Source organism: Streptomyces sp. NPDC092045, assembly GCF_044756005.1.
GTDB lineage: Bacteria > Actinomycetota > Actinomycetes > Streptomycetales > Streptomycetaceae > Streptomyces.
Genome location: NZ_JBIVSC010000020.1, coordinates 46,116 through 58,554 on the forward strand (window position 1 = coordinate 46,116; position 12,439 = coordinate 58,554).

Consider the following 12,439-nt stretch of genomic DNA (forward strand, 5'->3'; position numbering starts at 1 on the left):
GAGCGCGGAAACGCCGGGGACGGGCGTCCGGCGGAGCCCGTAGGATCGACGGAGCGCGGCACCTCGTCTCTGTCGCGCACCGCCGGTGCCGGCACCTCGTGTCTGCCGGCGCCCCGATGTATGGAGCACCAGTGTCTGATGTCCGTGTGACCGTCCAGTCCGCCTCGGAAGCAGAGGAGAGGGCGGTGAGCGCGGGCACCACCGCCGGCGCCCTGTTCGCCGACGACCGTACGATCGTCGCCGCCCGCGTCGGCGGTGAGCTGAAGGACCTGTCGTACGAGCTCGCCGACGGCGACGTCGTCGAGGGCGTCGAGATCTCCTCCCCGGACGGTCTCGACATCCTGCGCCACTCGACCGCGCACGTCATGGCCCAGGCCGTGCAGGAGCTCTTCCCCGAGGCCAAGCTGGGCATCGGCCCGCCGGTCCGGGACGGCTTCTACTACGACTTCGACGTCGACCGGCCCTTCACCCCCGAGGACCTCAAGGTCGTCGAGAAGAAGATGCAGGAGATCCAGAAGCGCGGCCAGCGCTTCGCCCGCCGGGTGGTGACCGACGAGGCCGCCCGCGAGGAGCTGGCGGACGAGCCGTACAAGCTGGAGCTCATCGGCATCAAGGGCTCCGCGTCGACGGACGACGGCGCGAACGTCGAGGTGGGCGGCGGCGAGCTGACCATCTACGACAACCTCGACGCCAAGACCGGCGAGCTGTGCTGGAAGGACCTCTGCCGCGGCCCCCACCTGCCGACCACCCGGAACATCCCGGCGTTCAAGCTGATGCGGAACGCGGCCGCCTACTGGCGCGGCAGCGAGAAGAACCCGATGCTCCAGCGCATCTACGGCACCGCCTGGCCGTCGAAGGACGAGCTGAAGGCGCACCTCGACTTCCTCGCCGAGGCCGAGAAGCGCGACCACCGCAAGCTGGGCAACGAGCTCGACCTCTTCTCGATCCCGGACGAGATCGGCTCCGGCCTCGCGGTCTTCCACCCCAAGGGCGGCATCATCCGCCGGGTCATGGAGGACTACTCGCGCAAGCGGCACGAGCAGGAGGGCTACGAGTTCGTCTACTCGCCGCACGCCACCAAGGGCAAGCTGTTCGAGAAGTCCGGCCACCTCGACTGGTACGCCGAGGGCATGTACCCCCCCATGCAGCTCGACGAGGGCGTGGACTACTACCTCAAGCCCATGAACTGCCCGATGCACAACCTGATCTTCGACGCGCGCGGACGCTCCTACCGCGAGCTGCCGCTGCGGCTGTTCGAGTTCGGCACCGTGTACCGGTACGAGAAGTCCGGCGTCGTCCACGGTCTGACCCGGGCCCGCGGCTTCACCCAGGACGACGCGCACATCTACTGCACCCGCGAGCAGATGGCGGAGGAGCTGGACCGGACCCTCACCTTCGTCCTGGACCTGCTCCGCGACTACGGTCTGACCGACTTCTACCTGGAGCTGTCCACCAAGGACGAGACCAAGTTCGTCGGCTCGGACGAGGCGTGGGAGGAGGCCACCGCGGTCCTCCAGCAGGTCGCCGAGAAGCAGGGCCTCCCGCTGACCCCCGACCCGGGCGGCGCCGCGTTCTACGGCCCGAAGATCTCGGTGCAGGCGCGGGACGCCATCGGCCGCACCTGGCAGATGTCGACCGTGCAGCTCGACTTCAACCTGCCGGAGCGCTTCGACCTGGAGTACACCGCCCCGGACGGCACCAAGCAGCGCCCGGTCATGATCCACCGCGCGCTGTTCGGCTCGATCGAGCGGTTCTTCGCGGTGCTCCTGGAGCACTACGCGGGCGCGATGCCGCCGTGGCTGGCGCCCGTGCAGGCCGTCGGCATCCCGATCGGCGACTCCCACGTCGAGTACCTCCAGGGCTTCGCGGCCGAGGCGAAGAAGCTGGGCCTCCGGGTCGACGTGGACGCGTCCTCGGACCGGATGCAGAAGAAGATCCGCACCCACCAGAAGCAGAAGGTGCCGTTCATGATCATCGTCGGCGACGACGACATGGCGGCCGGCACCGTCTCCTTCCGCTACCGCGACGGCTCGCAGGAGAACGGCATCCCGCGCGACGCGGCGCTGGCGAAGCTCGTCGACGTGGTGGAGAGCCGCGTCCAGGTGTGACGCCTCTCCGCACGAGCGGTGATCAGGCCCCCGGGGGACTCCCCGGGGGCCTCTTCTCGTCCTCCCTCGTGAACGCCTGGATCAGCCAGGACGAGAACGAACCCGTCACCGCCCCCAGCAGCGCCAGGCCGCAGGCCATCAGGCCCACCGCCGTCACCCGGCCGGCCGGGGTCACCGGGGACACGTCCCCGTACCCCACCGTCGCCAGCGTCGCGCAGGTCCACCAGACCGAGTCGCCGAAGGTGAGGATCGTGGCCCCGGGGGCGTCCACCTCGTGGTGGTAGACCGTGAGCGACCCCGCGAAGCCGAGCAGGGACACGCTGAGGCCCGAGTAGACCATCACGCGCCCGTAGAGGCTGAGCCTCGGACCGTGGCGGCGCTGGACCCTGCCGTACAGGTTCACCATGCGCAGCGGGCGCAGCAGGGGGAGGACCACCACCAGGGTGTCGAGGAGGTGGGTGCGCAGGAAGCGGTGCGGGGCGAGGCCGCTCAGCCGGAGCCGCACCAGGTAGTCCACGACGAAGAAGGTCCAGGAGCCGAGGGTGACCGAGAGGCAGACGTCGTGCCAGACCTCCTGGAGGCCGCGGGCGAGGACGTGGACGGCGTAGGCACCGAGGAAGGCGAAGGAGGCCAGGGCGAGCGGGACCTCCATGCGGCGGTCCCAGTGCTCCAGCCGGGACGGTGCCGGCGGCGGTGGCCTGTCGCTCATCGCACCAGCATGGACGGCGGACGGATGCGTCGCCCCGGCGACACGTTCCGAACGGACGACGCAATATGCTGCACGGCATGACGACTGAGCCGGAGCAGCAGATCGGAGTGGGGACGCAGGACGCGTTCCAGCGCCTGTGGACGCCTCACCGGATGGCGTACATCCAGGGCGAGAACAAGCCGACCGGGCCGGGTGCCGGGGACGGCTGTCCGTTCTGCGCGATCCCCTCGGCGTCGGACGGGGACGGCCTGGTGATCGCGCGCGGCGAGAGCGTGTACGCGGTCCTCAACCTGTACCCGTACAACGGCGGTCACCTCATGGTCGTCCCCTACCGGCACGTCGCCGACTACACGGACCTGGACGCGGCGGAGACGGCGGAGCTGGGCGACTTCACGAAGCGGGCGATGGTGGCGCTGCGGGCGGCCTCCGGCGCGCACGGGTTCAACATCGGCATGAACCAGGGCACGGTGGCGGGCGCCGGCATCGCCGCGCACCTGCACCAGCACGTGGTGCCGCGCTGGGGCGGGGACACCAACTTCATGCCGGTCGTCGGGCACACGAAGGTGCTGCCGCAGCTGCTCGCGGACACCCGGAAGATGCTGGCCGACGCCTGGCCGGCCGGTATCTGAGCCGTACGGAGAGCGAGACCCGGCCCCGATCTGTACGGGGGCCGGGTCCTCGTGTCGTACGGACCGGTCAGGCGTCGTACACGTCGGCCTTCCGGGGGCTCGCCTCCTGGGCGCCGCCGCTGAGGGCGAGCGAGCGGTTGGTGAAGCGCTCGGTGTCGACGTTGTGCTCGTCGAGGACCTTGATGGTGGCCTTGTGGACCGCGCGCAGCACCGGCGTCGCCATGCGGATGGCGTCGTCGGCCATGAAGCGGTTCTTCCAGAGCGGTCCGGCCCAGACGTGGCGCAGGCCGAAGGGCTCCGGCAGGACGAGCTTGCCGCCGAGGAACTCCAGGACCGGCGGGAACCAGGTGAGCGGGGCGCGGACGGCCGTCCGGACGACGTCGTCGGTGGTGGTCAGCGGCAGCTTGACCTCACGGGTCTCCCAGAAGCGGACGGACTTGGAGACCGCCTTGGTCTTCGCCGCGGGCTTCTCGCCGAACAGGCCGTGGACGGGGCCGAGGGCGTGGCCGGTGACCTCGACGCGGAGCGTGTGGTGGAGCGAGGTCACGGTGACCATCATCGTGAGGACGAGGTTCCCGTCCCAGAGGGTGAACTGCACGCCGAGGTAGTGGCGGTTGCCCGCGCCGAACTGCTGGTCGTTGCAGATGCGCTGTATCTCGTGGGGCTTCACCTGGTAGTGGACGATGTTGTCGCCCTCGGGGCGGCTGACGGATCCGGCCCCCTCGCCCACCGGCGAGACGATCCAGTGCTTCACGGTCGGCTTGGGGAAGCCGGTCTTGAGGGAGCCGCGCTCCAGGAGGGTGAGCTGCTCGTGGATCTTGCGGACGACGTCCCAGGCGCGGAAGTCGTGCATCTCCTTGCCCGGTACCGGGACCAGCTCCTCGGCGAGCGTCCAGCTGCCCCAGCGGGTGCCCAGGCCGAGGACGCCCTTGGGACCGGCGTAGAACACGACGTTGGACTGCTGCTCGGCGGAGAGCTTCTCCAGGTTCTGGCGGAGCTCCTCGGCGGCCTTCTCGCCCGGGTCCCGCGGCGCGGCCTCGGGGATCTTGGCGCCGATGCCGCCGCCGCCGAGCAGGGCGCTCCAGCGCTCGCGCAGCTCGACGGCGGTCCTCTCGACGACGCGGCGGGCGAGGAACCAGCCGATGACCGGGGCCACCAGCATGGCGCGCAGATAGGTCGGCAGGATCCCGGCGAAGGGCAGCTTGAACATCACGAGCAGGGCGAGGAACCCGGCGGCGACGAGTACGGCGGTGCCGAGGAAACTGGTGCGCCTGTTGTCGGAGCCCGCGGCGAACCGGCGGAGCTGGATGACGGCGAGCCAGAGCAGCAGGCCGGGCAGGAAGAGGACCCCGCAGACGAGCGTGATCAGCGTCAGCCGCACGTCCCGCTGCTTGCGGATGCGGTTGGCGGCGAGGCAGTGGACCACCACCGGCTGGGGCTCCACGCCGAAGGACTGGATGAGGGCGCCGCGGGCCCCGCCGAGCATCCGCACCTGGACGGCGCGGGAGAAGGCCTCGCCGAGGTCGGGGCGGAAGAGCTTGTGCCACTTGCCCGGGGTGACCGTCGACTTGTACAGGTCGTTGTCGGCTTCCTTGATCTTGTCGACGGGGCCGTCGCGGTACGCGGCGGAGGCGAGGGCGTGGGTCGCCCCCGTCTGCCCGTCCGAGCCCTGGAGGGGGACCTGCGCCCCGAGACCGAAACCGTCCATCGCCACTGCCGCCCCCATCGCGCCGAGTCCCTGTGCGGGCTGTTTCCCAACTGCGGTGCCCCGCACACCTTCTGAGCTGGGCACCCCAGCGTAACCGGGTACCGCCCGGCGCGTCACCGGAGCGCGGGGGGACGGCCGAATGCCGCCCGCCCCGCGGCGGCGGAGCGGGCGGACGTGGCTGTCGGGCCGTCAACCGGGGTCAGTTTTCGGTCTGTTGCCGGAACTTCTCCGCCACGTGGGGCGGCATCGGCTCGTGCCGGACGTACGCGCGGTCGAACCGTCCGGTGCCGTGCGACACGGACCTCAGGTCGGCCGCGTACCGCACGATCTCGGCCTCCGGCACCTCGGCCCGCACGAGGGTCCGCCCCGGGCCCGCCCGGTCGGTGCCGACGATCCGGCCGCGCCGTCCCGACAGGTCGCTCATGACCGGGCCGACGTACTCGTCGGGGACGAGGACCCCGACCCCGTCCACCGGTTCCAGGAGGCGGACGGGGACGTCGGCGGCCGCCTCGCGCAGGGCGAGGGCGCCGGCCGTCTGGAAGGCGGCGTCGGAGGAGTCGACGGAGTGGGCCTTGCCGTCGCGCAGGGTGACCCGGACGTCGACGAGCGGATGGCCGGTGGCGATCCCGCGCGCGGCCTGGGCCCGCACGCCCTTCTCGACGGAGGTGACGAAGGGGCGCGGGACCGCGCCGCCGACCACCTTGTCGACGAACTCGACGCCGCTGCCCGGCGGCAGCGGCTCCACGTCGATCTCGCAGACGGCGTACTGGCCGTGGCCGCCGGACTGCTTGACGTGCCGGCCGCGGCCCGAGGCGGCGCCGCCGAAGGTCTCGCGCAGCGCGACCTCGTAGGGCACGGCGTCGACCCGGACGCCGTGGCGCTCGCGGAGGCGTTCGAGGGCGACGTCCTGGTGGGCCTCGCCCAGGCACCACAGGACCGTCTGCCGGGTGTCCGGGTTCTGTTCGAGCCGCAGGGCCGGGTCCTCGGCGACCAACCGGGCGAGGCCCTGGGAGAGCCGGTCCTCGTCGGCCTTGCCGTGGGCCCGGACGGCGAGCGGCAGCAGCGGTTCGGGCAGGGTCCACGGCTCCATCAGGAGCGGGTCGTCCTTGGCGGAGACGGTGTCGCCGGTCTCCGCGTGCCCGAGGCGGGCGACGCAGGCGAGGTCCCCGGCGACGCAGTGCGCCATGGGGCGCTGCTGCTTGCCGAAGGGGGAGGTCAGACCGCCGATCCGGTCGTCGGCCTCGTGGAGGTCCTGCTCGCCGGGAGCGGGAGCGGGGGCGTGAGCGGAAGCGGGGGCAGGGGCGGGGCGGGGCCGGTCCGCGAGGCCGTGCCCGCAGACGTGGACGGTCTCGTCGGGGCGCAGGGTGCCGGAGAAGACCCGGAGCAGCGAGATCCGGCCCACGTAGGGGTCGGCGGCGGTCTTGACGACCTCGGCGACCAGCGGGCCCCCGGGGTCGCAGGTGACCGCGGGCCGGTGCCGGCCGTCGGGGGTGGTGACGGCGCGCGGCCCGTGCTCCAGGGGGGAGGGGAAGCCGCGGGTGATCAGGTCCAGGAGTTCGACGGTGCCGAGGCCCTGCGTGCCGCCCTCGGCGGCGGGGGCGGCCGCGAGGACCGGGTGGAAGGCGCCCCGGGCGACCGCCTTCTCCAGGTCGGCGACGAGGATCCCCGGGTCGATCGGCTCGCCGCCGAGGTAGCGGTCCATCAGGGTCTCGTCCTCGCTCTCGGCGATGATCCCCTCGATGAGCCGGGCGCGGGCCTCCGCGATCCGCTCCCGCCCGCTCTCGTCGGGCGGTTCCTCCCGCCGCGCCCCCGTGGAGTAGTCGAGGACCCGCTCCGGGAGCAGGTCGATCAGGCCGGTCGCGGGCGCGTGCCCGTCGGCGGCCTCGGGGCCGTGGACCGGCAGGTGGAGGGGGAGGACGGCGTCCGGGTCGTCGTGGCCGAAGAGCCCGGCGCAGACCCCGGTCAGCTCCGCGAAGCCGGTGCGGGCCGTGTCGAGGTGGGTGACGACGATGGCGCGGGGCATGCCGACGGCGGCGCACTCCTCCCAGATCGCGCGCGTGGAGGCGGCGACGGCGTCGGCCTCCTGGGCGGCCGAGACGACGAAGAGGGCCGCGTCCGCCGCGCGCAGACCGGCCCTCAGCTCCCCGACGAAGTCGGCGTACCCGGGGGTGTCGATCAGATTGATCTTGTGGCCGTCCCAGCCGACCGGGACGAGCGAGAGCTGGACGGAGCGGTGGCGGCGCCGCTCGATCTCGTCGTGGTCCGAGACCGTGCCGCCGTCCTCGACGCGTCCGGCCCGGTTGAGCGCGCCCGCGGTCTGCGCGAGGGCCTCGACGAGCGTCGTCTTGCCCGATCCGCTGTGGCCGACCAGCACCACGTTCCGTATGTCCGAGGGCCGGTCGGCCGTCGGAGCCCTGCCGGCGGCCCCGGCGGGTGTCTTCGCCCTGTCACCCATGACGTGTTCCTCCCGACTGCTCGCACGGTGCGGCGGGACGCGGGCGCGGGGGAGCGGCGTGTCGTGGTGGCGCGGCTTCCGCGGTGCCCGCGGTGCCTCGGTGGTCCTTCGAGCTTGGCACCGACACCGGGGCGCGTCCATCGGTCGGGGGCCCGCGCGCCGCGTCCGCCGGGCTCCCGCGGGGGACGCCGACGCGGCGGGGCGGGCTCCCGACCGATGGACGCCGACGCGGCGGGGCGGGTACCCGCCGGTAGCCGGGGGCACCGGTGACTACGATGGGCGGGCCGGTGGTCGCAGGGGCCGCGCGGCCCACCGAACCTCGGGAAGGCCATGCTGAACAAGTACGCGCGTGCCTTTTTCACGCGTGTCCTCACACCGTTCGCCGCGTTTCTGCTCCGCAGGGGCGTCAGCCCCGACGCGGTCACGCTCATCGGCACGGCGGGGGTGATGGCCGGCGCGCTGGTCTTCTTCCCCCGCGGAGAGTTCTTCTGGGGAACGATCGTCATCACCCTGTTCGTCTTCTCCGACCTCGTCGACGGCAACATGGCCCGGCAGGCGGGCGTCTCCAGCCGCTGGGGCGCCTTCCTCGACTCGACGCTCGACCGGGTCGCCGACGGCGCGATCTTCGGCGGCTTCGCGCTCTGGTACGCCGGCAAGGGCGACGACAACGTGATGTGCGCCGTGTCCATCTTCTGCCTGGCGAGCGGTCAGGTCGTCTCGTACACCAAGGCCCGAGGCGAGTCGATCGGGCTGCCGGTCGCCGTCAACGGCCTGGTCGAGCGCGCCGAGCGGCTCGTGATCTCCCTGGTCGCCGCCGGGCTCGCCGGACTGCACGCCTTCGGCGTCCCCGGCGTCCAGGTGCTGCTGCCGATCGCGCTGTGGATCGTGGCCGCCGGCAGCGCGGTCACCCTGGGGCAGCGGGTGGTCACCGTGCGGCGGGAGTCGGCCGAGGCGGACGCCGCCGCGGCCGGGGGAAGCGGGGCGGCGTCGTGAGCGACCTCAAGGACCGGCTCAGCGACGGCCTGTACGGGCTTGGCTGGGCGACCGTGAAGAAGCTTCCCGAGCCGGTGGCCGCGGGCCTCGGCCGACGGATCGCCGACGTCGCGTGGAAGCGGCGCGGCAAGAGCGTCCTGCGCCTGGAGTCCAACCTCGCGCGCGTGGTGCCGGACGCCACGCCCGAGCGGCTCGCCGAGCTGTCGAGGGCCGGGATGCGCTCGTACATGCGGTACTGGATGGAGTCCTTCCGGCTGCCGACCTGGAGCAAGGAGCGGGTCGAACGCGGGATAGACATCAAGGACATCCACTATCTGAAGGAAGGCCTCGCCTCCGGGCGCGGGGTCGTCCTCGCCCTGCCGCACCTGGCGAACTGGGACCTCGCGGGCGTGTGGGCGACCCGCGTGCTCGGCCTGCCGTTCACCACGGTCGCGGAGCGGCTGAAGCCGGAGTCGCTGTACGACCGGTTCGTCGCCTACCGCGAGTCCCTGGGCATGGAGGTCGTGCCGCACACCGGCGGCTCCGCCTTCGGCAGGCTGGCGCGGCGGCTGCGGGCCGGCGGGCTCGTCTGCCTGGTCGCGGACCGGGACCTGTCGGCCTCCGGCACCGAGGTCACGTTCTTCGGGGAGACCGCGCGGATGCCGGCGGGGCCGGCGATACTCGCCCAGCAGACGGGCGCCCTGCTGCTGCCGGTGACGCTCTGGTACGACGACACGCCCGTCATGAAGGGCCGGGTCCACCCGCCGGTGGACGTGCCGGACGCGGGTACACGGGCGGAGAGGACGGCCGTCATGACGCAGGCCCTCGCCGACGCCTTCGCCGAGGGCATCGCGGACCACCCGGAGGACTGGCACATGCTGCAACGGCTGTGGCTCGCGGACCTGGAGGAGCGGGCTCCGGGCGAGGGGGCCCCGGGTGAGCGGGCTCCGGACGGCCGGGCTCCGGGTGAGCCGGCTTCGGGCGGGAGAGAGGGCGGGGCGGCGTGAAGATCGGGATCGTCTGCCCGTACTCCTGGGACGTGCCGGGCGGCGTCCAGTTCCACATCCGCGACCTGGCCGAGCACCTGATCCGGCTCGGCCACGAGGTCTCCGTCCTGGCTCCCGCCGACGACGAGACCCCGCTGCCGCCGTACGTGGTCTCGGCCGGCCGGGCCGTCCCCGTGCCGTACAACGGCTCGGTGGCCCGGCTCAACTTCGGCTTCCTGTCCGCCGCGCGGGTGCGCCGCTGGCTGCACGACAACGCCTTCGACGTCGTGCACATCCACGAGCCCACCTCGCCGTCGCTCGGGCTGCTCACCTGCTGGGCGGCGCAGGGTCCGATCGTGGCGACCTTCCACACCTCGAACCCGCGCTCGCGGGCGATGATCGCCGCGTACCCGATCCTCCAGCCCGCCCTGGAGAAGATCAGCGCGCGGATCGCGGTGAGCGAGTACGCGCGGCGCACGCTCGTCGAGCACCTCGGCGGCGACGCCGTCGTCATCCCCAACGGCGTCGACGTGGACTTCTTCGCCCGCGCCGAGCCGAAGAAGGAGTGGCAGGGCGAGACCCTCGGCTTCATCGGCCGGATCGACGAGCCCCGCAAGGGCCTGCCCGTCCTCATGAAGGCGCTGCCCCGCGTCCTCACCGAGCGGCCCGGGGCGCGGCTCCTGGTCGCCGGGCGCGGCGACGAGGAGGAGGCGGTGGCGTCGCTGCCGCGCGAGATGCGGTCCCGGGTGGAGTTCCTCGGCATGGTCAGCGACGAGGACAAGGCGCGGCTGCTGCGCAGCGTCGACGTGTACGTGGCGCCCAACACCGGCGGCGAGAGCTTCGGCATCATCCTCGTCGAGGCGATGTCGGCCGGCGCGCCCGTGCTCGCCGCCGACCTGGACGCCTTCGCGCAGGTCCTCGACCAGGGCGGCGCGGGCGAACTCTTCGCCAACGAGGACGCCGACGCCCTCGCGGACGCGGCGATCCGCCTCCTGGGCGACGAGGAGCGCCGCAAGGAGCTGAGCGCCCGGGGCTCGGCCCACGTCCGCCGCTTCGACTGGTCCACCGTCGGCGCGGACGTCCTCGCGGTCTACGAGACCGTCACGGACGGCGCGGCGGCCGTGGACACGGACGAACGGGCGGGCGGCCTGCGGGCACGGCTGGGGTTGTAGGGAGCACCGGGGCTCTCGGCTGCCCTCGGTCCGGGTCCTCCGGTCCGGGTCCTCAGCCCCGGTCCCGGGCCTGGCCCCGCCCTTCGGGAAGGCGTGCCGCCACCGCCCCGGTAGCCTGTGCGCCCGTGACCCAAACCCTGATCTGGACCGTCGTCGCGCTGATCGTCATCGGCGTCTACCTCAGCTGGACCGCCGGGCGGCTCGACCGGCTGCACTCGCGCATCGACGCCGCCCGCGCGGCCCTGGACGCCCAGCTGCTGCGCCGGGCCTCGGTCACCCAGGAGCTGGCCACCTCCGGGGTCCTCGACCCGGCCGCCTCGATCGTGCTCTACGAGGCCGCGCACGCCGCCCGGCAGGCCGAGGAGGACCAGCGGGAGGTCGCCGAGAGCGAGCTCAGCCAGGCGCTGCGGGCCGTCTTCGGCGAGCCCGAGCAGATGGACCTCGTCCGGGAGGCCCCGGGCGGCGAGGAGGCCGCGGGGGAGCTGGCGCAGGCCGTGCGCCGGGTGCCGATGGCCCGCCGCTTCCACAACGACGCCGTACGGGCCGCCCGGGCCCTGCGCCGCCACCGCACGGTCCGCTGGTTCCGGCTCGCGGGCCACGCGCCCTTCCCACTGGCCTTCGAAATGGACGACGAGCCCCCGGTGGCCCTTGCCGATCGCCCGGCTTGATCCTTCCAACCTGCGAAAACGATCCACCGGGTCCACATTGGCCCTTGCCGTGGCCCCCGAGTGGACTGTTTCCTCGTCTCTGTCGTCAACCCCCGTTGTCACCAGTGAGGTATCCGTGTCCACCACGCCTTCCACCCCCTCCTCGTCCCCCGAGACCGGCACCGCGCGCGTGAAGCGCGGCATGGCCGAGCAGCTCAAGGGCGGCGTGATCATGGACGTGGTCAACGCCGAGCAGGCGAAGATCGCCGAGGACGCCGGCGCCGTGGCCGTCATGGCCCTGGAGCGGGTCCCCGCGGACATCCGCAAGGACGGCGGCGTGGCCCGCATGTCCGACCCGAACATGATCGAGGAGATCATCGGCGCGGTCTCCATCCCGGTGATGGCCAAGTCCCGCATCGGCCACTTCGTCGAGGCCCAGGTCCTCCAGTCCCTCGGCGTCGACTACATCGACGAGTCCGAGGTCCTCACCCCGGCCGACGAGGTCAACCACTCCGACAAGTGGGCCTTCACCACCCCCTTCGTCTGTGGCGCCACCAACCTGGGCGAGGCCCTGCGCCGCATCGCCGAGGGCGCGGCCATGATCCGCTCCAAGGGCGAGGCCGGCACCGGCAACGTCGTCGAGGCCGTCCGCCACCTGCGCCAGATCAAGAACGAGATCGCCAGGCTGCGCGGCTTCGACAACAACGAGCTGTTCGCCGCCGCCAAGGACCTGCGCGCCCCGTACGAGCTCGTCAAGGAGGTCGCCGAGCTCGGCAAGCTGCCGGTCGTCCTCTTCTCCGCCGGTGGTGTCGCCACCCCCGCCGACGCCGCGCTCATGCGCCAGCTCGGCGCCGAGGGCGTCTTCGTCGGCTCCGGCATCTTCAAGTCGGGCGACCCGGCCAAGCGCGCCGCCGCCATCGTGAAGGCCACCACCTTCTACGACGACCCGAAGGTCATCGCGGACGCCTCCCGCAACCTGGGCGAGGCCATGGTCGGCATCAACTGCGACACCCTCCCCGAGGCCGAGCGCTACGCCAACCGGGGCTGGTAAGC

Annotated in this window: 10 protein-coding genes; 7 read left to right on the forward strand and 3 right to left on the reverse strand. The window is 72.6% G+C overall.

Annotation, left to right across the window (positions count from 1 at the left end; all coding sequences use genetic code 11):
- Positions 1–131 precede the first annotated feature (131 nt).
- Complete coding sequence (thrS, locus tag ACIQKA_RS29825; protein ID WP_390111808.1) at positions 132–2,108, forward strand: threonine--tRNA ligase; 1,977 nt, start codon at positions 132–134, stop codon at positions 2,106–2,108.
- A gap of 22 nt (positions 2,109–2,130) precedes the next feature.
- On the opposite strand, the gene ACIQKA_RS29830 is transcribed toward thrS, so the two are convergent.
- Positions 2,131–2,817 (reverse strand): potassium channel family protein, encoded by a 687-nt coding sequence (locus tag ACIQKA_RS29830; protein ID WP_383156960.1) that lies wholly within the window; start codon positions 2,815–2,817, stop codon positions 2,131–2,133.
- Positions 2,818–2,882: 65 nt separating this feature from the next.
- Between ACIQKA_RS29830 and ACIQKA_RS29835 the strand changes: the two genes are divergently transcribed.
- Positions 2,883–3,446: an HIT family protein gene (locus ACIQKA_RS29835; protein WP_383156957.1), complete on the forward strand. Its 564-nt coding sequence runs from the start codon at positions 2,883–2,885 to the stop codon at positions 3,444–3,446.
- Positions 3,447–3,513: 67 nt separating this feature from the next.
- Here ACIQKA_RS29835 and ACIQKA_RS29840 read toward each other — a convergent pair whose 3' ends face one another.
- On the reverse strand, positions 3,514–5,172 hold the full coding sequence (locus ACIQKA_RS29840; protein WP_383156955.1) for a hypothetical protein: 1,659 nt from the start codon (positions 5,170–5,172) through the stop codon (positions 3,514–3,516).
- A gap of 181 nt (positions 5,173–5,353) precedes the next feature.
- The gene (locus ACIQKA_RS29845; RefSeq protein WP_402542952.1) at positions 5,354–7,609 is read right to left on the reverse strand and encodes an elongation factor G-like protein EF-G2; all 2,256 of its coding nucleotides are present in this window, start codon (positions 7,607–7,609) and stop codon (positions 5,354–5,356) included.
- Positions 7,610–7,939: 330 nt separating this feature from the next.
- Between ACIQKA_RS29845 and pgsA the strand changes: the two genes are divergently transcribed.
- From pgsA to pdxS, 5 genes are all read left to right on the forward strand, one after another.
- Positions 7,940–8,602, forward strand: a complete 663-nt coding sequence (gene pgsA / locus ACIQKA_RS29850) for a phosphatidylinositol phosphate synthase (RefSeq protein WP_125659596.1) — start codon at positions 7,940–7,942, stop codon at positions 8,600–8,602.
- Positions 8,599–9,588: a phosphatidylinositol mannoside acyltransferase gene (locus tag ACIQKA_RS29855; RefSeq protein ID WP_402542953.1), complete on the forward strand. Its 990-nt coding sequence runs from the start codon at positions 8,599–8,601 to the stop codon at positions 9,586–9,588. The genes pgsA and ACIQKA_RS29855 overlap by 4 nt, the downstream gene beginning before the upstream one ends.
- The gene (locus tag ACIQKA_RS29860) at positions 9,585–10,739 is read left to right on the forward strand and encodes a glycosyltransferase family 4 protein (RefSeq protein ID WP_383156948.1); all 1,155 of its coding nucleotides are present in this window, start codon (positions 9,585–9,587) and stop codon (positions 10,737–10,739) included. The genes ACIQKA_RS29855 and ACIQKA_RS29860 overlap by 4 nt, the downstream gene beginning before the upstream one ends.
- 125 nt (positions 10,740–10,864) lie before the next feature.
- A complete protein-coding gene (locus tag ACIQKA_RS29865) occupies positions 10,865–11,407 on the forward strand; it encodes a hypothetical protein (RefSeq protein ID WP_383156946.1) in 543 nt (180 codons plus the stop codon).
- A gap of 115 nt (positions 11,408–11,522) precedes the next feature.
- The gene (gene pdxS, locus ACIQKA_RS29870; RefSeq protein WP_121831719.1) at positions 11,523–12,437 is read left to right on the forward strand and encodes a pyridoxal 5'-phosphate synthase lyase subunit PdxS; all 915 of its coding nucleotides are present in this window, start codon (positions 11,523–11,525) and stop codon (positions 12,435–12,437) included.
- Positions 12,438–12,439: the final 2 nt, after the last annotated feature.

Excerpts from the sequence above, each read along its gene's own strand:
- ACIQKA_RS29830 (WP_383156960.1), bottom strand. The coding sequence starts at position 2,817 with ATGAGCGACAGGCCACCGCCGCCGGCACCGTCCCGGCTGGAGCACTGG.
- ACIQKA_RS29835 (WP_383156957.1), top strand. The coding sequence starts at position 2,883 with ATGCTGCACGGCATGACGACTGAGCCGGAGCAGCAGATCGGAGTGGGG.
- ACIQKA_RS29840 (WP_383156955.1), bottom strand. The coding sequence starts at position 5,172 with ATGGGGGCGGCAGTGGCGATGGACGGTTTCGGTCTCGGGGCGCAGGTC.
- ACIQKA_RS29845 (WP_402542952.1), bottom strand. The coding sequence starts at position 7,609 with ATGGGTGACAGGGCGAAGACACCCGCCGGGGCCGCCGGCAGGGCTCCG.
- pgsA (WP_125659596.1), top strand. The coding sequence starts at position 7,940 with ATGCTGAACAAGTACGCGCGTGCCTTTTTCACGCGTGTCCTCACACCG.